Below are 24,272 nucleotides of genomic sequence, written 5' to 3'. Positions count from 1 at the left end.
CCAATCGGGCTTTTACGGGATAAAAACGCAGAACATACAATTATGCTATAAAAAAGAACGTGCTGGGCACGTTCTTTTTTATACATTCATATTTTCTTTAATCTGAAGACCTGACACATTTTCTATTAACTCAATTGCTTCTTCTAATGTCATCTCAAAAATTGTTTTGTTACCTTCTACATAAGGAAACTTTGGAAAACGTTTCTCCATTTTTTTGATTATATCAGATGAAAACATCGCACTATCTACACGAAATTCTGATTCGAGTAGCACAATGTAATCTAATAATTGAAACCCTAAACCATTTATAAAAGAGATGAACTTCTCTTTTGACTGCGATGATAAAAAGACGTTACGCTCAAGTTCATAAAATAATTCTTCACCTAAAATCTCTTCTAATTCCTCATCATGTTCACGATTAATAATTTCTTCATATCCATAATCATCGACAAGTTCTTCTACTTCTTCCCCGTCTTCAAATAATAATTGTGCTAAAGTTGCACCTTTCTTATATTCACCTTGCTGTACAATTGTTAAGAAATTTATTTTCCATCCTTGTTCTAAATGCATGTTTTATAGCTCCTTTTATACACTCTTTATTTTTAAATATATATTTTGCTGCAATTGCTTTTTCGCTTTCTCATTGCACTGCTTAACAAATGAAGATACGACAGATGCCCTTTGCGTCTTGCCGTTTATATAAATAGGCGGGTCAATTAATCGTTCTTTTCCACCCTTATAACAAATGTCGTATTCTGTATCACTCTCTTCTAATACTACTTTCGAATGCAGCGAACTCAACATCTTATCCATTACACAATCACCGCAATTTCGTAATAGATGTAATACCGTTTCATCATCAGTTGAAAAATCAGATAGATGTAAAATATTTCTTTGTAACGCGTATTTTAATACCTCTGTTAGTCTATAGTAACCATATGAATTCAACGGATGCAAAAAGAAATTAATCGTTTCTTTGTAATAAGCATCTGTAAACCATTCTGCTGCCTGCACAGATTGTATACAAATTTGTCCGTCATGAACTGTTATATCTTCTAAAAAAGAAGACACTTCTTGCTTTGAAATCATTCCATATGTATGTAAATCCCGTAACGTATAGTCTATACGATCTGCACATAAATTCGGAAGAGGTTGCTCTAACAACGTCCATTGTTCCCATTTCTCAATCATTCTATAATCATAGCCATATTTCTGCAAAATAGATGGAATATCTGAAGCTTCAATAACATCCATAAAAATTTGTTCATGATAATCCTCATCTTGCTCTTCTAATACATGGTCAACAATGTGTGAAAATGCTGTATGAGATACATCATGAAGCAATGCTGCAATTTGTTCTTCTATACTGCCACCTAACATTTTCACAAGAAGCATAACACCGGCAGAATGTTCATAGCGTGTTACGTTCCACATTGGATTCACAAGGAAGCTTGCGCCGCCTTGATGGATTTTCTGTAAACGCTGCACCGCCTTTGATTGCAATAGTTCCGCAAGCACATCATCTATATTATGTTCACCGTATATAGAATCATGAATTGTAATCATGCTCCTGCCCCCTCTAGCACTTGTTCAATAAATCCATCTAGGTTATCTTCAACGATGCACACTTCTGGTAAATGATAAAATGTTGTATCCAACGGACTATTTCCTTTATACACAAATATTTTCTTTTCCCAAGCAAGCGCCATTCCGAATTCGGTATGACTTCCTTTTCCTCCATCTAATAAAAGCAGAAAAACGTCTGCGTCTCGTACAGCTTGTTTTTCTGCTTGTCCAATACTTTGTAATTCTAATCTATTTGTCGCTTTTTCATTTTTTGTCCAATCATATGTATGAATCCACCCTGCTTGTTTCAGTTTATCTGCTACAAGGTGGACAATGTGTTTATTTGTAAAGGTTGAAGCGATGTAAAATTTCACGCTACCTCTCTCCTTCATATACAAAATAGGCAGGAAAATCTTAGGGAAAAAGGGCATTTACGACTCTTTTTTTACTTTTTTATCAATTTTATCATTTAACATATCTAATTCAGCTGTAATTTCTGATTTTTCTAATTTTCGTTCTTGTGAAAAATTCCGTCCCATATAAACTATAATACTACCAATATACAATACTAAACAAACAACTAGAGCAATATTTTCACAGAGACTTAGTCCCAATGTAGTCACTCCTAATCTCATCCGTATTTACACGCGTCAATAATTAGAATTCGTCTGTCAAATCTATGCTATTGTAACATAAAGTGAAACTTCCGTCAGTGGGGGATTTCTTCATCCCCCACTGACCGAAAGCCCGCCCAATCGGGCTTTTACGGGCAGTTATCCTCCACCTATCTTCTTTGCTTATCTCTGAATCTTGGGGTGGGGATCTTACTGCCCGTTAATGCGGGATAAAGTGTACTTTTATCTCTATCTTAAAAAGCAACCCTAAATGGATTACTTTTTTTACTACTCACCTTCTTCTTTCGAGAAAAACATTCTAGAAATAACAATCCCTAGCCCACCAATAAGTAAGAATAATACTGCACGAATCATCATTGATGCTTCTGGTAAATTTAAGAAGAATAACTTGATTACTGTCACAACTAACACAACTAATCCGGCATATAATATTTCATTCATTTCTCTATTACGTCCAAACCAAACTGAAACTAAAGCATATATCATCCATAAAAGAGAGACAAATACACTGATAATACTTCCGTCTGTCGAAAGAACCTCTCCTATTCTAGTAATCGTAATAAATACAAGTACCATAAAGCCATATAACGTAATCGAATACACATATTTCCCAAAATGTTGCAACATTGGTTTCACTTTTATCATTCCATAATAAAATGTTCCAACTAAAATGAGATGGGCTACAAAAGCTGCTGACATGAATGTCTCAAATGGACTAACAAGCGTTTGCAACATACTGATTGCATAAATAACTGCACCGATATAAAACTTGATTTCTTGTTTTAATTTCGCAGAAGTAACGATACCTACAAAACCTTGTAACATCAATACAATTGCTCCATTCACTAAACTAAATTCATATAAAACTGCTAAACTAAACGACCCCATCGCAAAACCAAATAAAAGATCTGCAAATGCTGATTTTTTATTTTTCATATAGTCAGCTACAAACATTACAGTATGTACAATTGTATTAATTAACAATCCCCATGTTGTAAAGTCTGGAATTTTTACAATTGCCATAATAAAGAAGAGTGCATTAGCACTAAACAAAGCCATTCTAGGTTGATAAATAAAGCTTCGATCAATCAACATATGCCAAAAAAGCAAAATATGAATTAATCCATAAACAATTGTTAATTGTACCTGTAAATTCCCTAGTAACACGGTCATGATTACAAAAAAGACAAACGTTACAAGTACAGAAACAGAGTAAGATACCATATATAAATATTGATAGCGATTTTTATACGCATACCATAATAAACTAATCGTTAACACTGTTTCATATCCAAAGAAAATGTACGAATTAGGTGTTGTACTATTTAATAAGAACGGTACAAAAAAGGCTCCTACAGATACAAATATAGCGAGATACTCCGATTGATATCGCTTAGATAAATAGATACCGAGTATAATCCAAACAATGTTGAATATAAATGCAATGCTTGCCGGAAAGAAATGATACAAATAATGCGCAGCGAATGTTGTTAAAACAACGCTTGTAATACTTCCTCCAGCTAATACTAAACCTAACGCTTGACGTTCTTTTTTTATCTGTATATCACCTACATAATAGAAAACAACTGATACTACTACGCCAAATACAATACGAATTGCTGGAGTAAGTAATCCTGCATCTACTCCCGCTTTAAATATCCAAATTATTCCAAGAAGCATAATGGCGACGAAAATACGTGGTAGCCATGTCTGACAAAATTTCACAATATCAAATGGTTCAGGCTTAAACGCAGATATATCTACCTGTTTTTCCTCCGGCTCCTTCACACTTTCTTTGTTAATGACTCTTTCTTCTTGTCGTACATTTTGCACAGGGATACTAACTTCTTGTTTCTTCTCAAGAGGTTCCTTTACTTGTTGAACTGTTTCTACGTCCATTGTCCTTTGCTGTGCTTTTAACTCATAGAGCGTCTCCTGCAATGTATCAATTGCTGTTTCTAGAGCTTCTATTTTTTTGTTCAAATCTTGTTTCATTTTCTCCCCCCTCTAATCATGCTGTTAAATAGAAATATACCTATAATTAGTTTAATTTCCAATTAACTACATCATACTATTAGTTTATTCATTTTTTAAGAGAATTTTTTCTGGTATTATCCAATTTCTGCTATTATAGTAACAACTAGCATTCCCATTCTATTTCTTAACTTAACTAGAAAAATAGAAAATATTGCTTATGAGGTGTTTCTTTGAAACAATCGATTCGGAACAATGGCTCAAAAAAGAAAACTCGTGGTCTAAGGCGCGCATTTCGAAATTTCTTGAAGTATACTACTATGCATACAAGCTCTTTACCAAATGCTAACGACCATTCTGAGTTAGGTTGCTGTTCCATTCATCTTCCCTTCAATCCTTCTTATATGCATGCAAAACGTAACTCCAACTCAATTAAACGATTTTATTTACAGACAGCAATCAATCGAGTAGAACATTTAATTCGTCTAAAAACTGTGAATGAAAAAGAATATCGTATTTGTTTTGGTGTCTCTTTTCCTAACTTACACACTTCTAATATCTTAATTGTATTTAGCAAACAAGGTATAGAACGATTTTTTGAAGGCATTCTAGGTAGATACATGGATGGGCCACAGTGGGTTTCATTACCACAAGAACGCGATATCGTAAAAGAATTCGGTTTACATATACCTAAAGAATTACAAGTAAAAGGATATACGGAAATTTTTACTCATCCTGATTACAATGACAAAGAAATGTGGTTTATAGGCGAACTAGATTAAGCAAAAAGGTGTTAACAGCTTTCCAAACAGCCCCAAAAGCATGATTTCTATGAAATCATGCTTTCGTTACATAATCAATAATCGTTTGCAAAGCTTCTCGTCCGCTATATTGCTGCATCGATCTTTTATACTGCAAACGATTTTTATACAATTCTTCTATATGTTCAATTAGCAACGCTTCTGTTATATCTTCTTCAAATAACACACGTCCATATCCCTGTTTTTCAAAAGACTGTCCGTTTAAAATTTGATCTCCTCGGCTCGAAGATTTCGGAAGAGGAATTAATAACATTGGCTTTTGTAATGTTAAAAACTCAAAAATCGCATTGGATCCTGCACGAGAAATGACAATATCAGTTGCCGCTAATATATCAGGAAGTTCACCGTGAACATATTCAAACTGCTTGTATCCTGGTGTATTCTCAAGTTTTTCATCAATATTGCCTTTCCCGCACAAATGAACAATTTGATAGGTTTGCAGGAGGTTTGGCAATGCACCGCGTACTGCTTCATTAATTCGTCGCGCTCCTAAGCTGCCTCCCATAACTGTAATAACTGGTTTTGATGCAGTGAATCGTAAAAATTGCAGTCCTTTGTTTCTACTTCCCTGCAATACCTCTTCTCGCACAGGTGAACCAGTAAATACTGTTTTTTCTTTCGGCAAATGTTTTTTCGCTTCTTCAAAGGTAACAAATATTTTTGAAGCAAAGCGAAGAGCAATTTTATTTGCAAGCCCAGGCGTCATATCAGACTCGTGTAAAAAAACAGGAACACGGTTTAGCCACGCACCAATTACAACCGGTACAGACACGAAGCCGCCTTTTGAAAAAATAACATCCGGTTTTAACTTCCGAATAAGGAAATACGCATCCATAACCCCTTTCATAACAAGAAATGGGTCTTTTATATTTTTCAAATCAAAATAACGACGAAGCTTCCCACTCGCTATTCCATAATAAGGAATCTCTTCTTTTTCAATAATTGTCTTTTCGATTCCATTATGCGAACCAATATAACACACCTTCCAACCACTCTTTTGAAAATGTGGTATAAGCGCTAAGTTCGGCGTAACGTGACCTGCAGAACCTCCGCCAGTAAATATAATCGTCTTCACAGTATGTCTCCTTTTAATAAAGATTTGCTTTTTATTATAACACACTGAAATAACGCGCTTCTGGATGAGCAAACACCATCGCTGTTACAGAAGCCTCTGGCTCCATCATAAACCCTTCCGTTAAGGAAATTCCAATTTCTTCAGGACGAAGCAACCGGAATAACTTTTCTTGATCAGCAAGTTCTGGACACGCAGGATAGCCAAAAGAAACGCGAATTCCTTGATACTTTGTTCGGAACCGCTCTTCCATCGTTATATTTGGTGAATCTGGAAATCCCCAGCGATCACGGATGAGCATATGCGTTTTTTCAGCTAATCCTTCTGCAAGTTCCAGCGCAAGTGACTGAATCGCATGGCTGCGCAAATAATCGCCTTGTTCTTTCCACTTTTCTGCTATAGCACGGACACCTTTTCCAACCGTTACAGCTAAAAAAGCAACATAATCCATTTCATCTCCAACTGGGCGCAAGTAATCGCCAAGCGTGCGACACGGTGCTTTTCCTTGTCTTGGGAATGTAAAATGCTCTAATACACGCCCCTGATCTTCTGGATCATAAATTAAAATATCTTGGTTTTCACTTTGCGCTGGAAAGAATTGATATACAGCGCTCGGACGTAACCATGATTGTTCCTCGCGAAGCAATTCATCGATTAAGTCATTCAGTTCATGGGCCCTTCTATCTCCTTCTTGCAGCAACTTTTTCACATTCCCTTTTAAACCTAAGTGGTGTCCAAGTAACATTTGTCGATTTAAAAACGGAGCAAGATGTGCTACTGAAATATCACGCAGAACGACACGTTTTGTAGAATGCGGTGCCATTACTGATGCTGGCAGTAATTTTTCAATTTGAATCGGTACTTCTACTCGTCTTTTCTCTTCTTCTACAACAACATGTAAATGACGTTTCGCTTTTTCCTCACTCATCTTTTCCCGTTCCGCCTCGTTTTGCAGACGATTGATAAGATCTAATCCTGTCATCGCATCGCTTGCATATAGAACAAGACCTTGATATGAAGAAGATATCCGCGTTTCTGTGAACTTCCGCGTCAGCGCGGCACCTCCTACAACAATCGGAACGTCAATATTTGCCGCTTTTAAGTCTTCTGCTGTTGTTACCATTTGCTGCGCAGATTTAACAAGTAATCCTGATAAACCAATAATATCTGGCTTCTGTTCTTTCACCTCTTGAATAATACGATCAGATCGCACATTAATACCGAGGTTTACAATGTCATATCCATTGTTCGATAAAATAATTTCCACTAAATTTTTACCGATGTCATGTACATCACCTTTTACTGTTGCAAGTAGTACTTTCCCTTTCTTCGTACTATCACCGGTCTCCATATACGGCTCTAAATACGCAACGGCTGCTTTCATACTTTCCGCGCTTTGCAGCACTTCTGCAACAATAAGCTCATTATTATTAAATAAACGTCCCACTTCATCCATGCCAGCCATAAGTGGTCCGTTAATAATGTCAAGCGGCTTTCTTCCTTCATCTAGTGCAAATTGCAAGTCATCATGTAATCCTTGTTTCGTCCCTTCTACAATATAATGAGATAACCGCTCATCAAGCGTTAACGTTTCAGTCACCACGACTTCTTTTTTCTTCACATTTCGATAAAAATTTGTAAATTCCTCCAAAGTCTCTTTCGTCGTTTCAAACAAAAGAGCATTCGCCAATGCCTTTTCCTCTTCAGAAATAGAAGCATAACGCTCTAGCTTTTCAGTATTCACAATGGCATAATCTAAACCAGCTTTTGTCGCATGATATAAAAAGACTGAATTTAATACTTCGCGTCCTGCTGGCGGTAAACCAAATGAAATATTACTTACACCTAATATTGTTAAACATTCAGGCATCGCCTCTTTTATGAGCCGAATGCCTTCAATTGTCGCTGCAGCTGAACCGATATATTCTTCATCACCTGTTCCAACCGGAAAGACAAGTGCGTCAAAAATAATATCTGACGGACGTACTCCATATTTTATTGTTGAGAGTTCATAACTTCTTTTGGCAATTTCAAGCTTCCTCTCAGCCGTTACCGCCATACCAATTTCATCAATTGTTCCCACAACAATAGCCGATCCGTACTGTTTAATAAGCGGAATCACTTTTTCAAAACGCTCTTCTCCATTTTCTAAGTTAATAGAGTTAATCACTCCTTTTCCTTGCAAATAAGTAAGAGCTCGCGCCATCACTTTCTCATCTGTCGAATCAATCATAATTGGTACCTTTAATACTTTCGTCACAGCTTGCAAGAAATTTTCCATATCTTCTATTTCATCCCGGTCTGGATCTGCCATGCAGATATCAATAATATGGGCATTTTTCTTTACTTGTGCTCTTGCGACTTCCGCTGCTTCTTCAAAATTCCCTTCTGCAACAAGACGTTTGAATTTGCGTGAACCAATTACATTCGTGCGCTCTCCAACGAATAACGGGCGCATGGAATCTTCATATTGTAGCGCTTCAAGCCCGCTAATCCCATGACCTTTTCGTTCTCGTTTCACACGGGGCTCAAATGATAACAGCGCCTCTTTCATCGCACGAATGTGCGCTGGCGTTGTCCCGCAGCAACCACCAACAATATTCACCCAGCCTTCTTCTGCAAACTGTTCCACTTTATGAGCAAGGGAGTGCGGAGATTCATGATAATGCCCGTCTTCATCTGGAAGTCCAGCATTTGGATAACAAGAGATGTAACACTCGGATAACTCTGCAAGTGAACGAATATGTTCTCTCATAAACTCTGGTCCTGTAGCACAGTTTAGCCCAACCGATAATGGATTCATATGCTCTATCGATAAGTAGAATGCTTCAATTGTTTGCCCCGCTAACGTCGTTCCCATCGGTTCAATTGTTCCTGAAATCATAAGCGGAACTTTTTTCTCTGCCTCAATAAATGCCTTTTCAATTCCTAAACAGGCTGCTTTTACATTACGCATGTCCTGACTTGTTTCCACAAGTAATAAATCCACATCGCCGCGCAGTAAACCGCGTGTTTGTCTTGTATACGCCTCAATAAGCTCTTCAAAAGTAACGCCCCCCGTAACACTAATCGCTTTTGTCGTTGGACCCATAGCACCAGCTACATACACTTCTTTTCCGCTCTCTTTGACAGCTTGTTTCGCTAACCTAGCCGCCCTTTCATTTAATTCCTCATCTAAGTGAGAAAGGTGATAATCACTGAGTACAATGTTCGTTGCACCAAATGTATTCGTTTCAATAATATCTGCTCCTGCTTCAATATACGCTTTATGAATATGTAAAATAACGTCCGGCCGTGTTTTTACTAAATATTCATTACAGCCCTCATATTCTTCTCCGCCAAAATCTGCAGCTGAAAGGTCTTCTTGCTGAATCATCGTTCCCATTGCACCATCTAATATTAAAATTTCTTGCTGCAATCTTTCCTCGATTTGTCTCATGCATTCATTCCTTCTTTCTGCTCTTTCTTTACTTGAATATATCGAATGAGCGTTTCTGTCACTTCATATTTTAAAAATGGTGTCATTAAATAAATACCATTAAATAACTTCATCGCAACATCGATTAATTCTTTAGATATACGAATTCCTTCTATCACTGCTTCTTCTGATGTTTTATGTCCATCCATACGCCTTCTCACTTCTTCTGGAAGCGTAATGCCTGGCACCTCAAAATGTAAAAAGTCTGCATTTCGTTTACTTATGAGCGGCATAATACCAATAAAAATCGGTTGTTCGATATGCTTCGTTGCCTCATACAACTTTCTAATGAGCGCTGCATCATAAACGGGCTGTGTTAAAAAATACTCCGCACCAGCTGCAATTTTTTTCTCCATACGTTTTACAGCTGCCTCGATATGTCTGACATGCGGATTAAAAGCCCCACCAACCGAAAAACGGGTTGCTGCTCCAATTGTTTTTCCTAAAATAGACCGGCCATTGTTCATTTCTGTAATCATTTTAATGAGTTCTATAGAAGAGAGGTCGTATACAGAAGTTGCACCAGGAAAATCACCAACCCTCGCAGGATCTCCGGTTAATGCCAATACTTCCTCCATACCGAGCGCTGCTAATCCAAGTAAATGAGACTGCAGCCCAATCACATTATGATCACGGCACGTTAAATGAGTTAATATAGGGATATCGTACTTTGTTAATAACGCTCCCATTGCCATATTTGATACGCGAGGCGATGCTAAAGAATTATCTGCTAACGTAATGGCATCTGCTCCGGCCCGCTTCAACGCCTTTGCTCCTTCAAAAAATCTCTGTGTATCCAACGTTTTAGGCGGATCTAGCTCAACAATCACCGTCGTTTCCTTTTTCGCTTTTTCTGCTAATGTAATTCGATTTACTGCATTTACACGCTGCGTTGTTATTACTTCGGCTCTCTTTACAACTTCTTTGGCTATTACAGGACGCTCATTTTCAAGCGCTCGCTTCATCGCTTCGATATGGGCAGGGGTTGTTCCGCAACAGCCTCCAAGCAGTCTAACGCCTTGCTTAATAAATGCCGGTGCCATCTCTTCAAAATAAGCCGGGCTTCCTTCGTATTCGTAACGACCTTCTACATATTTAGGAAGACCAGCATTTGGATACGCGGATAAATAACCATATTGGGGAATTTCTATCATTTTAAAAGATTCAATCATATGAAGCGGTCCTAAATGACAATTTAATCCGACCACATTTGCACCATACTCTATGAGTCGCTTCAAGACATCATCTACACTATTTCCATTTTGAGTTGTATCAGCTTCATGAAGGGCAAGCTGCGCAATAAGAGGGACATTTGTTTGCTTACGTAATACTTTTACTGCATGAAGTAATTCAAATTCATCGTAAAACGTTTCTAATAATAACCCGTCAACACTTTCTTCTAGCAGGGCCTCCGCTTGCTCTAAGAGCATAAATTCACGCTCCATATCAGTGGTTGTAACTGCTCCAATATGTTTCATTCCACCGATGGTCCCAACGATTGCATTCTTTTCTGTCACAGCTGCTTTTGCATGTCTTACAGCAGCCCGATTAATTTTCCTTACGCGATCCTCAAGACCGTACATGCGAAGTTTCCCTTCATTTGCTCCATATGTATTGGTTTGAATAATATCTGCCCCTGCTGCAACATATTGTTTATGAATCGAAATAATTCGCTCTGGTTCAGATATATTCAATTCTTCAAAGCAGCTTTGTAAACCATGAGAATACAGCAACGTTCCCATCGCTCCGTCCCCAATCACAATTCCTCTTTGCAATAAATCTAGTAGTTTCACATGTCTCCCTCTCTTCTTTCAATATAAAAAGCCCCCTCTTCTCAATGAAGAGGGGGACAGCTTTTTATCCTCCTCTTATCATTCAGAACACTTTGTTCCGCAGGTATTAGCACCGTTTCAAACATGTTATTTGAAGGTTGCTGGGTTTCACAGGGCCTTTCCCTCCACCACTCTTGATAAGAGTTTCATTCGATTATGATTACAAAAAGCAAACATCATTCGTTCACTTATTAACAATCCTTGTTAATTTTTTCACTAATTTAGCATGTTAAATTATGAAAGTCAACAAAAAGAAAGAAAAATAAAATTATTCAAAATATGGTTGCAATTCTTTCTGAATTTATTGTAAAGTAAAAAACATAATCAAAAACTTCATATTTTGAATTCTTATCGAGAGAGGTCGAGGGACTGGCCCAATGACGCCTCAGCAACCATTAACAAGCTTTTTATTTGTTAATAAGGTGCTAATTCCAGCAAATTGAGAAATGATTTGACAGATAAGAAGAAGACTATATTTGCCGTATATAAGCCTTCTTCTTAGAAGGCTTTTTTATTTTGCACTAAGGAGGAATTCTATTATGTCTACAATCGAAACAAAGCTTGCCCAAATTGGAAATCGTAGTGAAACAACAACTGGAGCAGTCAACCCACCCGTTTACTTTTCCACCGCTTATCGCCACGAAGGAATTGGAACGTCAACGGGGTTTGATTATTCCCGAACCGGAAACCCAACGCGCCTTCTATTAGAACGCGCGATTGCTGACTTAGAACATGGCGAACAAGGCTATGCCTGTAGCTCAGGAATGGCCGCTGTTCTTCTTGTCCTTTCACTATTCCGCTCTGGTGACGAACTGATTGTATCTGAAGATTTATACGGCGGAACATATCGTTTATTTACAGAGCACGAGCAAAAATGGGATGTTCGATGTAGATATATAGATACGCAGCATATAGAAGAAATTAAAAAAGCAATTTCTTCGAAAACAAAAGCCATTTTCATAGAAACACCAACAAATCCACTGATGCAAGTAACAGACATTGCCGCAGTTGCTGCCGTTGCAAAACGCCACGACTTGCTCCTTATTGTTGATAACACATTTTACACACCCTATTTACAACAACCATTAACAATAGGAGCTGATATTGTCCTGCATAGCGCTACAAAGTATTTAGGCGGTCATAATGATGTATTAAGCGGACTTGTTGTTGCAAAAGGGGAAAAATTACGTGAAGAACTCACGCACTATCACAACGCATCTGGAGCCGTGTTAAGCCCATTTGATTCTTGGCTTTTAATACGAGGCATGAAAACATTAGCGCTGCGCATGAGGCAACATGAAGAGAATGCAAAAGCAATTGTTGCCTATTTACAAGAAGAAGAAGCCATAACCGATGTGTATTATCCAGGAAAAGGCGGTATGATTTCTTTTAAACTACGAGAAGAAGCGTGGATTGATCCGTTCTTACAATCACTTTCTCTTATTACGTTTGCAGAAAGTCTTGGCGGTGTAGAAAGCTTTATTACATACCCTGCAACACAAACACATGCCGATATACCAGAAGATATTCGCACTGCACGAGGTGTTTGTAATCGTCTGCTTCGCTTCTCCGTAGGAATTGAAAACCAAGATGATTTAATTCAAGACTTGCAGCAAACTTTAAAACAAGTAAAAGAAGGAGTGAGAATATGAGTTATTCCCTAGATACGCTTTTACTTCATAATCGTTTTAAGCATGACAAACAAACAGGTGCTGTCAATGTTCCTGTTTATAATACATCTACATTTCATCAATTTGATGTAGATTCATTTGGACAATATGATTATAGTCGTTCTGGAAATCCAACACGCGATGCTCTCGAGGAACTAATCGCTTTACTAGAAGGCGGAAGCAAGGGATTTGCCTTTTCATCTGGCATGGCTGCTATTTCAACAGCCTTTCTTCTTTTATCGCAAGGAGACCATGTCCTTATTTCTGAAGATGTGTACGGTGGCACATACCGAATTATAACGGAAGTCCTCTCTCGTTACGGGGTTTCACACACATTCGTTGACATGACAAATTTAGAAGAAATTAAACAAACCATTAGACCCAATACAAAAGTTTTTTACGTTGAGACACCATCAAATCCATTATTAAAAGTAACAAATATTAGAGCCGTTTGTGCACTTGCAAAATCTATTGGTGCTCTCACTTTTGTTGATAATACATTTTTAACACCCCTTTACCAAAAACCGTTAGAACTTGGGGCTGATATCGTTCTCCATAGCGCAACAAAATTCCTCGCAGGTCATAGTGATGTTACCGCAGGATTAGCAGTCGTAAAAGATGAAGAACTCGCAAAAAAAGTGAGGTTTTTACAAAATTCTTTTGGGGCTATATTAGGACCACAAGATTGCTCCCTTGTGCTTCGCGGTTTAAAAACATTGCACGTGCGCTTAGAGCACTCTTCACGAAACGCTGAAAAAATTGCCTGTTATTTGAAGCATCATCCAAAAATTAAAGATATCTATTATCCCGGGTTACCATCCCATCCCGGATATGAAACACAGCACAATCAAGCAAAATCAGCAGGAGCAGTCCTTTCCTTTACACTAGAATCTGAACATGCGCTAAGGCAGTTTCTAGCACACATTCAACTTCCGGTATTTGCGGTTAGTTTAGGAGCAGTTGAATCGATTCTTTCGTATCCAACAAAAATGTCACACGCTTCCATGCCACAAGAAGAACGTGAAAAACGAGGAATTTCAAATGCACTGCTGCGCTTATCGGTTGGATTAGAAAACGCAGACGATTTAATTGCGGACCTTGAGCATGCGCTTACGTATGTAGAAGAAGTCGTTACCTCGTAAAAAAAGTTAAACTAGAGAATGATATAAAGTGAAACTTTAATCAGTGGGGGATTCTTCATCCCCCACTGATTATTAGCCCTCACCAATCGAGCGCATGCCAGCAGTTTATCTCCCACCTAACTTCTTAAGAAAAGCGGAAACGGCTCACTCAGAATGTGAGGGGAATGGAGCTTCTGACATAGAGGTGTTATTTACCTCATAGGAAGAAGCGAAGCCACCGAACATTCTAGCTAATGAAGCTGGACAATGCTTTTGCCGAATTTTGAGGTGGGAGTATTACTGCCCACGAATAGCGGGATAAATACAAATTTAAAAAACAACATAAAAACCCTCCTTCTTTTTATGCGGGCGAGAGCATCTGGCCGTGTATAGAAGCGGTCAGGGCCTTTTTCTGCCACATGTAAGGTTAAAAAAAGAACAAGCAAGTAGCGGTCATGTTTTGTTCTGCATAGCAGGGACTTCCATGTTGAAAAATCAAAACTGTAATTATTGAAGAATTATAGATTCAAAAAGTTCCTCCAGAAGGCTGAAGGAACTTTTTTTACATAACTACCTCTAGTAGAAATAGAAGATGAGAGTTCAGCTAGTTTTAAGCAAATTTTCCTTTTTACTTCTTACAAACAAAAATCATCTCTGCCCCATCTTCAATAGAGCCACCCTCGTAATTCCCATATTGCTCAGCGATTGTAAATCCAGCAGCCTGAATCATATCCGTTATTTGTTCGTGGTAGTAATATTGAAGAGACAACTGTTCTCTTAATTCTTCTTTTGTCCCATCCTCATGTGTAACCCGAAATATATATTCTGGATAAATAATTTGATTTTCTACATCAATAGCTTTAGCAATATGAGACTTTTGAATTGCACTTCCTGTTTGCGGATCTACCTTCTCCCATTGCACCGCTTCAGGTTGAACCCAAGTTTGATCTAATTGCTTAAAAGGGCGAAATACATTAAGGATAAATTCTCCATCAGCCTTAAGATGGTTATATACCGTTTTCAAACATTCGATTTGATCTTCTTTTTTGAGCAATGCTTGATATGAAATACCCGGAATTAAGATGAAATCATAGCGCTTATTCATAGTAAAATTCGTCATATTTGCTTGCTGAAGATGAATCTTCTTCTGAATTTCACTAGACATAGCGTGTAGCTTTTCTTGAAGTAAGTGCAACATATATTCGGATAAATCAATTCCCCATACCGAAAAGCCAGCTTGAGCTAATGGCAAAGTAATTCTTCCTGTCCCACAAGCAATTTCTAAAATATCACCTGATAATTTAGAAGCTCTTTCAAGATAAAATAATACCTCTCTATGATCCTGTCTCTCTTCTAAATCATAAAATCTAGCGGTGTTTCCATAGAGATTCCCTTGTGATGTAGCCATGTACTTTGCACCTCACACATCGATTTTCATCGTATCGTAAGCAAACGTTATATTCATACCTTCTACTCGTAATTCAGCTTCAATTTCTTTCAATTCGTCATATCCAATGTTCTCTACTTCTTCAATGTGCGTAATAATTGTATGTTTTGCTCGTAATTGCTTCACTACTTCTAGCGTATCTTCAAACGTCGCCTCGCGTATATGTTCAATAAAAGCCCGATCTCTTATTTGCTCTTTCGTCTTCCAATTAAACTCGGCAATGCCCATTGGTAAAATAGCTACATCTAAATTACCAACCAAATGAGCAGGCGGCTCCCACTTATATAATTCATCCATTGCAATAAGTACTCGCTTTTCTTTTTTCTCTAATAAGAATGCATACATATATTGTTCATGTAAACGAAATGGTGTAACTTTAATTTTATTTTTCACAAAAGATTGCCCATCTCGCAATACAATTACATCAATCCATCCTTGCTGCTGCATAAAGTGCAAATGATCCCACAGTCCTAAAAATGTTTTCATATCCTCTGCTACTTGCTTCGGTACGTATACCGCCGTACTCCAAGCTCTGTTCGTTTCAAACGCCATCGTTTCCCAAATTCTCCGTCCCATTGTGTGATCTGGATGCCAATGAGAGTAAATCCCGGCCTCTACTTTCAAAATTTGAGATCGCTCTAATTGCAAGCGTATTTCCTCCGGCGTGTCAATTAATAGGCTGAGATCGTGAATAAAAATACTCGGTCCCATTCTACTATATGGCAACCCTTTTTCTCTCGCCTCTTTACTTACTTTGCTATAACTCCCTGGTCTTGGAGTTGGTGTCGCACCACCTGTTCCTAAAAATTCTATTCTCATGACTACCCCTTCTTTCTATCCCTAATAATTTCCAGATTGATATATATAATTCCTCTTAAATTATCGAAAAATTTTTTCATTTATATTATTGAAAGAAAAATAAAATATGGTAAGATTGTAATATAATTGAAAATGTTTTTTTGTTGAGAACTTAGAAATTCGTTATTAAAGTCGGCTAGTACTGTTTTATCCTAATGGAAAAATATCTAGATTTATCCAATTTAGTTACATGACGGTCTCTTTTCTTACAATTTCTTTACTTTAGAGCATTTTTTTTGCAAAAACTATTTTCTTTGGTTTAAAATTTTGTTATGTATAGTATTGGTATAACAGCACACATGGAGGTGGAGAAAATATGTTAGAAACATTTCAACAAGAAATAGAACTATATGAAAACAATGCAGAATTATTAAAAGTACTTGCTCATCCAGTGCGTTTATGTATTGTAAAAGGATTGATTGAGCGAGGACCAAGTAACGTTTCTACAATGTATACGGGCTTAAACATGCCACAATCTACAATTTCTCAGCATTTAGCGAAGCTAAAAAGCGCTAAAATTGTTTCAAGCGAAAGAAAAGGATTGGAAATTTACTACAAAGTAGAAAACGAAACAATTATTCAACTAGTTCGCGTTTTACTAGGTTAGGTGTATTCAATTAAACAATAGGTGTACTATGTATCTTTTATCTCATATTTTTAATATAAATATATATCATGAGGTAAAATATATACATACTACATAATCCTAAACAAAATGTCGTATTTACCTATGGAATGAGGCGCAGTATTTTACACTGCGCCTCGTTTTATCCCGCATTAACGGGCAGTACCCCCCCACTGACGGAAGTTTCACTTTATGAAAAGATATGCAAATAATGATCTAAATTGAAATGTGGCAACCCCTTCTTCTGAATAACAACTTCAAAAGCATCACTCATTCCACCTTGTAAAATCATAGAACGAATTGCACGGTTTTTCTTTTGACTATCAGAAAACGGATTACGATCTGCATGATCAACAAGTTGTTCCAAAATTCCTGCAGCAAGCAAAAATTCTCTTTGTTTCGTATGCCATACTGTTTGTAAACCTTGTTCTTCGCAAGCAGCCTTCAATGCATCCCAATGAATATGAGTTGTTATATCCATCTCTCCTGGAAGTTGAAGAGGATTACGAATCAGTTGATGCTCATAATAACTTCGCAAACTTCCTTCACGACGAGCTGGGTGCATCCATTCTTCATTTGTGTAGCCGTAATCGACCGTTATAAGTATGCCTTCTTGCAGCCAACTTGTGAGTTGTTCTACATAAACATTCATTTGTAAAGGCACTTCAAATCGTTGTCCTTCATACAGCCCGATTTGATGTCTGTGCAGATAATTTACAATATGTTCACTATCTAATGGACGCAACACTTCTATAAGTCCACCTTCACAGTTATACTTTACGCGTACTTCATATAACATACCTTCCCGCTTCTCAATTACTTCTACAGGAAACGCATCAAACAACTCATTAGAAAAAACAATTCCTGTAAAAGCGGCGCCTAATTCATCATAGGATGCATATTGCGAAACATTTGAAAAAGAAAGAAGTTGTTGCTTTTGCAACCTTCTATGAAATGGACTCACTTCTATAAGAGAATACTGCAGGTTTACAAACGTATCAGGCGATATCGTTTGCCACTCTTGCAATACATCATATGCAAATCTCCCCGTTCCACCACCAATTTCACATATATGAGGTGCAACTACTCCTTCTTTTACAAGCTGAATAAAAAAATGAGCAAATGTTTTTGCGTAAACAGAAGACACATTACTACTTGTAAAAAAGTCTCCTTGTCTGCCAATTTTTTCACGTTCTTTCATATAATAACCATTGTTTACATCATATAATGCAAGGCTCATATATGTACTATAAGAAATAGACCGGTCTTCTTCCTTTTCCATCGCTTGCTTTAGAACGTGCTCCATCACTGTTCCCCTTATTGTAAAAATGGATTGTTTTCTTTTTCAAAGCCAATTGTTGTGTCTGGACCATGCCCACATAACACAGTTGTATCATCAGGTAGTTCAAATAGCTTTTCTTCAATACTCATGATTAATTCTTGAAAGCTACCTCCCGGCAAATCAGTGCGGCCAATACTCATTTGAAATAAAACATCACCTGAGATTATAACGTTTGCTTGTTTGCAATAGTACGAAACGCTTCCTGGTGAATGTCCCGGCGTTTCAAACATATCAAACGTAAACGAACCAATTGTCAATGTTCCTTCTCCCTCAATGATGTGATCTGCAGGTTTTGCCGTAATACTACGATTCATCATAAAAATTTGCGAACCGTTAACAGTAGCATCTCCTAACCAATCCGCTTCTTCTTGATGAACATACACTGGAATTTGAAACGCAGTGCGTACTTCATCAACTGCACCAATATGATCGAAATGTGCATGTGTTAATAAAATAGCTAATGGCTTTAATTGTTGTTGTTTTATGTAACTTACAAGTTTTTCTCCCTCACTGCCCGGGTCAAAAATAATACATTCTTTTTGATCATTACTTAAAATATATGCATTTGTTTGCAGTGGCCCTAATGGCATTTGAATCCAATTCACTCTCAATCTCCTCCAGTCATTACACTCACTTTTGTACTGCAACCCCACCTCAAAATTTAAATATATACAATCTAAGTAAGGGGCTAGTATGCGCTCAATTGGTGAGAGCTTTGAACAAAGCCCTCCACTGATAGAAGCTTCACTTTATGATACAACATTTTCTTTCCATAAGAAACGAAACCTCGACAACCCTATTGAAAACATGTACAATGAAAATGAAAAAATATTATAAAAAGTCAAACAAATCAAGAGAGTAGAGGGGATATGTATGGGTCTTGTTATTATTTTTGCGTTAGTCACTCTGTTAGCTGTATACTCTTCTCTTAAAACATTGCGAGACAAGAACCTTCTTGCTGGAGGTTTTTCCATTGCAACTGTACTTGTTTTTGGATGGTTTACAATCATGACAGTACTGAACAATGGCTATCCACCAACACATTAAGCAATTGTTTACAATCTCTACATACATCATGATTTCTAGCATATAAAAAAAGGAAGGGCGCTCCCTTCCTTTTTCTTTTCCCGCTCACCTTCTATAAATAGAAAACTTCATTTTACTTTGCTTCATAAATATATTTTTTCACAAGCCATGCACCGCCAATTACTCCCGCATCATTACCAAGTGTCGCAATTGCTAGTTTTGTACTTTTAAAAGCACGTGAAAATGCATATTGTTCAAAATAGCGTTGAATTGGTTGTAACAATGCATCACCTGCTTTTGATACACCACCGCCAATAACAATTTTCTCTGGATTTAATGTACTAGCTAAATTTGCGACTGCTAATCCTAAATATGAGGCAACCTTTTCAACTACTTGTTTCGCTATTGCATCACCTTGTGCAAGGGCCTCAAACACATCTTTTGATGTAACATGCCCTTCTTGTTCTAGCACCCTACGTAGTACACTAACCTCATCCGTTTCCTGCAGTTTTTGCATCGCAACCCGTACAATACCAGTTGCAGAAGAAACAGTTTCTAAGCATCCTGATTTCCCACAGTTACAAGCAAAGCCATTTTCTGTTACAACTGTAATATGACCAATTTCACCACCTGCTCCGCTTACACCATGGACGACCTCACCATTTATGATAACACCGCCACCAACGCCCGTCCCAAGCGTCATACAAATTATATCTTTTGATCCTTCTCCAGCACCCTTCCACATCTCTCCAAGTGCTGCAATATTCGCATCATTATCAACAACAACTGGCAAACCAGTTTCTACTTCTAATAAATCTTTAAGAGGATAGTTTTTCCATCCTAAGTTTACTGCTTCATAAATCATTCCAGAAGCACCATGAACAGGCCCCGGAGCACCCATTCCAATTCCAGCCAACTTACTTTTTAGTTCACCTAGTTCTTGTAACTTTTTATCAATTGCTTTTGCAATATCAAGTGTAATATGTTTTCCTTGTTCACTTGTATTTGTTGGGATTTCCCACTTATGTATAAACTCACCATAAATATTAATAAATGCCAATTTAGTTGTTGTTCCACCAAGATCAACACCAACCAACCATTTCTCTTCCATATTGTTCTCCTTCTTCCCTCTATTTCTTCAATAGAAATTTCAACATATAAATTACTGCTATGCAGAATACACAATCACCTGTACTCGCTTGCTCCCTTTGTTTTAAACCTCGCATGTGGCAGGAAAAGGCCCTGACCACTTCGATGCATGACCAGACGCTCTTGTCCTCCTCTAAAAAGAAAGAGTTTTTATGTCGCTTTTTGAATTTCTTGCTTCAATAAAAATAAAGCCATCTGATACTCTTTCGGCTCAATAAGCTGTGATTTATATAATTCACGAAGCTCATCTTCCATTAATTGCAAATCCGCAACACGATCTCCTGTATAAATAATCGTTCCAAATTGCTTTAATAATTGCTGAATATCATAAATAGTTTTCATTTTTTCACCCTCTAAATGTCTACTTACTATAAAAACATAATAAGAAAACGTTCACATAATTTATTATAATAAACATAAAAAAGAATCGTCAATTTCTAATTTATCTATATAGGTTATAAAATAGAAAATGTTTCTTTTTCTGTAATAATTTTATGTACAGTTTTATCAAATGGTTCAACTGGGATATGAGCAACCATTTGAAAATCAAAAACCAATGATAGCGCTTTCCCTTTATAGTTCACAAGATAACGATCGTAATATCCTCCGCCATATCCTACACGCTCGCCTTTTCTTGTAAAGGCAACACCTGGTACGACAAGTAAATCGATCTCCTCTGTTAATACTTCTTCTGTCATAGACGGAGCGGGCTCTCGTAAATTCATATAAACGGTTTCTAATTGTTTAAAACTTGTAATTTGACGAAATGTCATTGTTCTCGTTTCACGATTACATTTTGGAACAACAATTACTTTTCCTTCTTCCCATGCTTTTTTAATAATTGTATATGTATTTACTTCACGCTCCATAGAAAGAGTAATCCCAATTGTTTTCGCCTCAATCCATTCTTGTTGTTTATATAGGGAATCTGCAATTTTTTCTGATAAAGTCGTATACTGTTCTTCTGATAAAGCATTCATACGCTCTAATATTTCTGTTCGTAATCTTTTTTTCTCTTCTTTCACCATAAATTCCCCCTATATACAAAAGAAACAGTAGGAAAATATCCCTACTGCTTACTTTGTTTCGCGGTGTAACGTAGACTTCTTGTCACGCTTGCAATATTTTTTAAGCTCAAGACGCTCAGCGTTGTTACGTTTGTTTTTCTTAGAGATATAGTTACGATCTCCGCATTCTGTACATGCTAGAGTAATATTCACACGCATTCTTATTTCCCTCCAGTCACTAATAACTTAAATCAGACTATACCATAATACCACTTTTAAAACAAAAATTCTACACCTTTTGATATTGTCTAATTTTTTCTATAAGTGTATCCATATTTTCCTTTGCTATGACTGGATTTCTTGCATGAGAATACACGAGAAATTTTGGTTGATTTACATCTGAAACAACATAAGACCACTCTTCTTCTGCATGTGTAAATTTAATTCCTTCTAATACTTCAAACTCTCGCTGTGCCCGGTCTCGCAGCAGCATTCCTAACACTTTTCCTTTCTCATTCCATGAACAAACTACTTCATCACATAATAAGTATAGTGGTGGATATTGTTCTAACATTGCTGGCAATGTTTTCCCTTGAAGAACAATTAACTCCAATAATTTACCAACTCGAAATAAAATATCTTGCTGCCATCTCATTTGAAATAATTTCTTACTTTCATTATGCATATAAAAAAGAAGATAACATTCTCCTAATTTTAATGCTAATGGGTAGAAACCTTTATCTTTTTCAAATAATAAATTAGGAATATCCATTTCTTCGCAATTTGTATTTTTATAAATATTCCCGTAAGCATCATATAATTCAAATGTATTTCCTTGTTCTTGAAATAGAATCGCCATATCTGCTCTGCTTGATTTCATTAATGACTTAATATGTTCTTTTTGCTCTGCAGCATACATCCACGTTACTGTGCAGCCAATTTCCAGTAAAAAAGAAAATAGCAAAGGCTGAAATAGTTCATCTGGCTTATTTATAAGAAGGTGAAAATGTTGTCTTTTTATAACAGGGATATCTATGAATTGCAAAGTAGATTCAATATACGCTTCTGAACAAACATCTATGATTTCGTTATCCCCAATTTTTTTACTATCGACATAACGAAATGACTCTGCCATATACAAATTTTCTATCTCTTTTTGCTTTTTATATGTTAATGCCATTCCTTCTTCATTATAAAATTGAATCATAAGTTTCTCATCTTTTCCCTTACAAAAAAACACTCCTCCAACGACATTTGTTTGCCCAGTTGCATATCGGAAGCAAGATTCATTCATGTCTTGGCATTCCATTGTATGCACTCCCACTGTATGAACAGCATGTAAAAAAATATGTTTAAACATTTGCACTTCTGCATGTGTACTGCTGCCAATCAACAAACTTTCTCCTTCTGATAATAAAGAACCATATGCCATCGCCAATTTTACAACAACTTGTGGCGTAATATCTAAATTACTTCTGCCGCATATACGACTTTTCTGCAAAAAACACGAAATATTTTCATGTTCTGTAATTCCAGATGAAGCAATAATTGCACTACTCTCAACCACTTTCTCTGGCCATACTTTCCCTTTCGTCTTAATCACAGCATTTTGACCAATTCGACAATGATCAGCTACAACACTCTTTTCAAATAAAGTAACTCCATCTTCAATAATTGTACTGGCTCCAATTGTGGTCCCGATTAATTCACATCGCTTTCCTACATACGTATGAGCGAGTAAAATACTTTTTTGAAGACGAGTATACGCAGAAATTACGCTATGCTTACCAATAATAGAATACGGCTCAATAGTAACTCCTGTTTGCACAGTTGTTCCCTCACCAATAAAAGCAGGGCCGTGTATCTTTGTTCCTTTTTCAATTGTTACATCTTCTCCAATCCATACCATTGGCAACACTTCTGTATATGGAATAGGTACATGAACTTTCTTTGTAAGCAAGTCAAATTGAGCTTGGCGATATTGTGTAAACGTTCCAATATCAAGCCAATATCCCTCTGCTACATATCCATACATTGCTTCTTTGTTTTCTAATAAAGGAAATACATGATGACTAAAGTCAAAAAACGTACGAGGTGTAATATAAGAAAAAATGTCGGGGTCCATAATATAAATACCTGTGTTTACTGTATTGGAAATTACCTCATTCCAACTAGGTTTTTCAATATATTTAATAATTTCCTGATGCTGATTTGTAACAACTAATCCATACGATGATGGATTAACTACTTCTTTAACAAACATCGTAACGATCCCATTATGACTATTATGAAAATCAATTCCTTTCGATAGATGAAAATCTGTTAGCGCATCTCCGCTAATTACAACAAATGGCTCATCTAAAAACTTCTCTGCTTGTTTTACACTCCCCGCTGTACCAAGAGGGGGAGTATCTTCAAAGTAATGTATTTTCACTCCCCATTTACTACCATCACCAAAATAATTTTGAATAACAGAACTCATATATTGAACAGTAATAGCAATTTCACAAATACCATGCTGTTTCAATAGTTCAATACTGTATTCCATCACTGGTTTTTGTAGTAGGGGTAACATGGGTTTTGGAAGGTTGCATGTTAACGGGCGTAAACGCACTCCTTTCCCTCCAGCTAAAATAACCCCCTTCATCG

Annotated in this window: 22 protein-coding genes and 2 riboswitches; of the genes, 5 read left to right on the top strand and 17 right to left on the bottom strand. The window is 37.0% G+C overall.

Annotated elements, in window-relative coordinates; translation table 11 throughout:
• Nucleotides 1-78: 78 nt before the first annotated feature.
• The 5 genes from PLX19_RS02050 to PLX19_RS02030 all read right to left on the bottom strand — a co-directional run bounded on the left by PLX19_RS02050 (nucleotide 79) and on the right by PLX19_RS02030 (nucleotide 4,196).
• Nucleotides 79-570, bottom strand: a complete 492-nt coding sequence (locus tag PLX19_RS02050; protein ID WP_272186845.1) for a hypothetical protein — start codon at nucleotides 568-570, stop codon at nucleotides 79-81.
• A gap of 15 nt (nucleotides 571-585) precedes the next feature.
• Complete coding sequence (locus PLX19_RS02045) at nucleotides 586-1,563, bottom strand: HD domain-containing protein (protein WP_272186999.1); 978 nt, start codon at nucleotides 1,561-1,563, stop codon at nucleotides 586-588.
• Nucleotides 1,563-1,940 (bottom strand): nucleoside 2-deoxyribosyltransferase, encoded by a 378-nt coding sequence (locus PLX19_RS02040; RefSeq protein ID WP_272186844.1) that lies wholly within the window; start codon nucleotides 1,938-1,940, stop codon nucleotides 1,563-1,565. Before PLX19_RS02040 ends, PLX19_RS02045 begins: the two co-directional genes overlap by 1 nt.
• Before the next feature lie 57 nt (nucleotides 1,941-1,997).
• Nucleotides 1,998-2,201, bottom strand: a complete 204-nt coding sequence (locus PLX19_RS02035) for a DUF3966 domain-containing protein (RefSeq protein ID WP_272186843.1) — start codon at nucleotides 2,199-2,201, stop codon at nucleotides 1,998-2,000.
• A gap of 267 nt (nucleotides 2,202-2,468) precedes the next feature.
• Entirely contained in the window at nucleotides 2,469-4,196 is a 1,728-nt protein-coding gene (locus PLX19_RS02030; RefSeq protein WP_272186842.1) for a DUF2339 domain-containing protein, read from the bottom strand.
• A gap of 212 nt (nucleotides 4,197-4,408) precedes the next feature.
• On the opposite strand from PLX19_RS02030, the gene PLX19_RS02025 reads away from it, so the two are divergent.
• Nucleotides 4,409-4,957, top strand: a complete 549-nt coding sequence (locus tag PLX19_RS02025) for a DUF3916 domain-containing protein (protein ID WP_334313753.1) — start codon at nucleotides 4,409-4,411, stop codon at nucleotides 4,955-4,957.
• Nucleotides 4,958-5,012: 55 nt separating this feature from the next.
• Here the strand turns inward: PLX19_RS02025 and PLX19_RS02020 are convergent, their stop codons facing one another.
• Genes PLX19_RS02020 through PLX19_RS02010 form a run of 3 tightly spaced genes read right to left on the bottom strand, consistent with a single transcriptional unit; the run spans nucleotide 5,013 to nucleotide 11,339 of the window.
• Complete coding sequence (locus PLX19_RS02020; RefSeq protein WP_272186840.1) at nucleotides 5,013-6,071, bottom strand: undecaprenyldiphospho-muramoylpentapeptide beta-N-acetylglucosaminyltransferase; 1,059 nt, start codon at nucleotides 6,069-6,071, stop codon at nucleotides 5,013-5,015.
• 34 nt (nucleotides 6,072-6,105) lie between these two features.
• Complete coding sequence (metH, locus tag PLX19_RS02015) at nucleotides 6,106-9,507, bottom strand: methionine synthase (protein ID WP_272186839.1); 3,402 nt, start codon at nucleotides 9,505-9,507, stop codon at nucleotides 6,106-6,108.
• A complete protein-coding gene (locus tag PLX19_RS02010) occupies nucleotides 9,504-11,339 on the bottom strand; it encodes a bifunctional homocysteine S-methyltransferase/methylenetetrahydrofolate reductase (RefSeq protein ID WP_272186838.1) in 1,836 nt (611 codons plus the stop codon). Before PLX19_RS02010 ends, metH begins: the two co-directional genes overlap by 4 nt.
• 72 nt (nucleotides 11,340-11,411) lie before the next feature.
• Nucleotides 11,412-11,522, bottom strand: a riboswitch (SAM riboswitch).
• A gap of 201 nt (nucleotides 11,523-11,723) precedes the next feature.
• Nucleotides 11,724-11,843: riboswitch (SAM riboswitch) on the top strand.
• Between the two features lie 74 nt (nucleotides 11,844-11,917).
• On the opposite strand from PLX19_RS02010, the gene PLX19_RS02005 reads away from it, so the two are divergent.
• Complete coding sequence (locus PLX19_RS02005) at nucleotides 11,918-13,030, top strand: methionine biosynthesis PLP-dependent protein (RefSeq protein WP_272186837.1); 1,113 nt, start codon at nucleotides 11,918-11,920, stop codon at nucleotides 13,028-13,030.
• The gene (gene metC / locus PLX19_RS02000; RefSeq protein ID WP_272186836.1) at nucleotides 13,027-14,190 is read left to right on the top strand and encodes a cystathionine beta-lyase; all 1,164 of its coding nucleotides are present in this window, start codon (nucleotides 13,027-13,029) and stop codon (nucleotides 14,188-14,190) included. The genes PLX19_RS02005 and metC overlap by 4 nt, the downstream gene beginning before the upstream one ends.
• Nucleotides 14,191-14,797: 607 nt before the next feature.
• Here the strand turns inward: metC and PLX19_RS01995 are convergent.
• Nucleotides 14,798-15,577, bottom strand: a complete 780-nt coding sequence (locus tag PLX19_RS01995) for a class I SAM-dependent methyltransferase (RefSeq protein ID WP_272186835.1) — start codon at nucleotides 15,575-15,577, stop codon at nucleotides 14,798-14,800.
• Nucleotides 15,578-15,589: 12 nt separating this feature from the next.
• A complete protein-coding gene (locus PLX19_RS01990) occupies nucleotides 15,590-16,435 on the bottom strand; it encodes an MBL fold metallo-hydrolase (protein ID WP_272186834.1) in 846 nt (281 codons plus the stop codon).
• Between the two features lie 355 nt (nucleotides 16,436-16,790).
• Here PLX19_RS01990 and PLX19_RS01985 point away from each other — a divergent pair, with 355 nt between their 5' ends.
• Nucleotides 16,791-17,081 carry an ArsR/SmtB family transcription factor gene (locus PLX19_RS01985; protein WP_272186833.1) on the top strand — a complete coding sequence of 97 codons (291 nt, stop codon included), beginning with the start codon at nucleotides 16,791-16,793 and terminating at the stop codon, nucleotides 17,079-17,081.
• 208 nt (nucleotides 17,082-17,289) lie between these two features.
• Here PLX19_RS01985 and PLX19_RS01980 read toward each other — a convergent pair whose 3' ends face one another.
• Together PLX19_RS01980 and PLX19_RS01975 are read right to left on the bottom strand one after the other, a co-directional pair.
• On the bottom strand, nucleotides 17,290-18,405 hold the full coding sequence (locus tag PLX19_RS01980) for a class I SAM-dependent methyltransferase (protein WP_272186832.1): 1,116 nt from the start codon (nucleotides 18,403-18,405) through the stop codon (nucleotides 17,290-17,292).
• 11 nt (nucleotides 18,406-18,416) lie between these two features.
• Nucleotides 18,417-19,046 carry an MBL fold metallo-hydrolase gene (locus PLX19_RS01975; RefSeq protein WP_272186831.1) on the bottom strand — a complete coding sequence of 210 codons (630 nt, stop codon included), beginning with the start codon at nucleotides 19,044-19,046 and terminating at the stop codon, nucleotides 18,417-18,419.
• Between the two features lie 268 nt (nucleotides 19,047-19,314).
• On the opposite strand from PLX19_RS01975, the gene PLX19_RS01970 reads away from it, so the two are divergent.
• Nucleotides 19,315-19,488, top strand: coding sequence for a DUF2759 domain-containing protein (locus tag PLX19_RS01970; protein ID WP_272186830.1), 174 nt, complete (start codon nucleotides 19,315-19,317; stop codon nucleotides 19,486-19,488).
• A gap of 112 nt (nucleotides 19,489-19,600) precedes the next feature.
• Here the strand turns inward: PLX19_RS01970 and PLX19_RS01965 are convergent, their stop codons facing one another.
• The 5 genes from PLX19_RS01965 to PLX19_RS01945 form a co-directional block, all read right to left on the bottom strand.
• Nucleotides 19,601-20,578 (bottom strand): ROK family glucokinase, encoded by a 978-nt coding sequence (locus PLX19_RS01965; RefSeq protein WP_272186829.1) that lies wholly within the window; start codon nucleotides 20,576-20,578, stop codon nucleotides 19,601-19,603.
• A gap of 188 nt (nucleotides 20,579-20,766) precedes the next feature.
• Nucleotides 20,767-20,958 carry a YqgQ family protein gene (locus tag PLX19_RS01960; protein ID WP_272186828.1) on the bottom strand — a complete coding sequence of 64 codons (192 nt, stop codon included), beginning with the start codon at nucleotides 20,956-20,958 and terminating at the stop codon, nucleotides 20,767-20,769.
• A 113-nt stretch (nucleotides 20,959-21,071) separates the two neighbouring features.
• Nucleotides 21,072-21,641 (bottom strand): 5-formyltetrahydrofolate cyclo-ligase, encoded by a 570-nt coding sequence (locus PLX19_RS01955; protein ID WP_272186827.1) that lies wholly within the window; start codon nucleotides 21,639-21,641, stop codon nucleotides 21,072-21,074.
• 51 nt (nucleotides 21,642-21,692) lie between these two features.
• Nucleotides 21,693-21,842, bottom strand: coding sequence for a 50S ribosomal protein L33 (gene rpmG / locus PLX19_RS01950; protein WP_012095458.1), 150 nt, complete (start codon nucleotides 21,840-21,842; stop codon nucleotides 21,693-21,695).
• 70 nt (nucleotides 21,843-21,912) lie between these two features.
• Nucleotides 21,913-24,270 carry a sugar phosphate nucleotidyltransferase gene (locus PLX19_RS01945; RefSeq protein WP_272186824.1) on the bottom strand — a complete coding sequence of 786 codons (2,358 nt, stop codon included), beginning with the start codon at nucleotides 24,268-24,270 and terminating at the stop codon, nucleotides 21,913-21,915.
• Between the last annotated feature and the right edge of the window lie 2 nt (nucleotides 24,271-24,272).

The sequence above is a fragment of the Bacillus sp. BP-3 genome (assembly GCF_028401955.1).
GTDB lineage: Bacteria > Bacillota > Bacilli > Bacillales > Bacillaceae_G > Bacillus_A.
Note: the sequence above shows the minus strand (reverse complement) of the source record. Positions and strands in the feature narration are given on the sequence as shown.

Coding starts and splice junctions, on each gene's coding strand:
- PLX19_RS01945 (WP_272186824.1), bottom strand. CDS start 24,270: ATGAAGGGGGTTATTTTAGCTGGAGGGAAAGGAGTGCGTTTACGCCCG.
- metC (WP_272186836.1), top strand. CDS start 13,027: ATGAGTTATTCCCTAGATACGCTTTTACTTCATAATCGTTTTAAGCAT.
- PLX19_RS01995 (WP_272186835.1), bottom strand. CDS start 15,577: ATGGCTACATCACAAGGGAATCTCTATGGAAACACCGCTAGATTTTAT.
- rpmG (WP_012095458.1), bottom strand. CDS start 21,842: ATGCGTGTGAATATTACTCTAGCATGTACAGAATGCGGAGATCGTAAC.
- PLX19_RS01970 (WP_272186830.1), top strand. CDS start 19,315: ATGGGTCTTGTTATTATTTTTGCGTTAGTCACTCTGTTAGCTGTATAC.
- PLX19_RS02030 (WP_272186842.1), bottom strand. CDS start 4,196: ATGAAACAAGATTTGAACAAAAAAATAGAAGCTCTAGAAACAGCAATT.
- PLX19_RS01990 (WP_272186834.1), bottom strand. CDS start 16,435: ATGAGAATAGAATTTTTAGGAACAGGTGGTGCGACACCAACTCCAAGA.
- PLX19_RS02050 (WP_272186845.1), bottom strand. CDS start 570: ATGCATTTAGAACAAGGATGGAAAATAAATTTCTTAACAATTGTACAG.
- PLX19_RS02005 (WP_272186837.1), top strand. CDS start 11,918: ATGTCTACAATCGAAACAAAGCTTGCCCAAATTGGAAATCGTAGTGAA.
- PLX19_RS01965 (WP_272186829.1), bottom strand. CDS start 20,578: ATGGAAGAGAAATGGTTGGTTGGTGTTGATCTTGGTGGAACAACAACT.
- PLX19_RS01985 (WP_272186833.1), top strand. CDS start 16,791: ATGTTAGAAACATTTCAACAAGAAATAGAACTATATGAAAACAATGCA.
- PLX19_RS01960 (WP_272186828.1), bottom strand. CDS start 20,958: ATGAAAACTATTTATGATATTCAGCAATTATTAAAGCAATTTGGAACG.
- PLX19_RS02035 (WP_272186843.1), bottom strand. CDS start 2,201: ATGAGATTAGGAGTGACTACATTGGGACTAAGTCTCTGTGAAAATATT.
- PLX19_RS01980 (WP_272186832.1), bottom strand. CDS start 18,405: ATGGAGCACGTTCTAAAGCAAGCGATGGAAAAGGAAGAAGACCGGTCT.
- metH (WP_272186839.1), bottom strand. CDS start 9,507: ATGAGACAAATCGAGGAAAGATTGCAGCAAGAAATTTTAATATTAGAT.